Genomic DNA, 251 nt, shown 5'->3' with positions numbered 1-251 from the left:
CCTCCAGAAGCTAATTTTTCTGCAGCAGTAACAGACGATTATTTAACATATACATTTGCTAACGCTTCAACAAGTGCTACTGATTATATGTGGAAATATGGTGATGGAAATACATCTACAGGTGTAGATGGTGTAAACACCTTTCCTGCAGAAGGAACTTATACAGTTACTTTAACGGCATCTGATAAATTAGGAGTGGAGAGTATTTCTTCTTTAGAAGTTGTTGTGGTAGAGCCAGAAGAACCATTAGC

Annotated in this window: 1 protein-coding gene; it reads left to right on the top strand. The window is 37.5% G+C overall.

Translation table 11 applies throughout. From position 1 onward, the window contains the following. Positions 1 to 251 (top strand): PKD domain-containing protein (locus Q4563_RS21390; protein WP_303605955.1); only part of this gene is annotated, 251 nt, incomplete at both ends.

The organism is Gilvimarinus sp. 1_MG-2023 (genome assembly GCF_030548285.1).
This window is presented reverse-complemented; position numbering and strand designations above follow the sequence as displayed.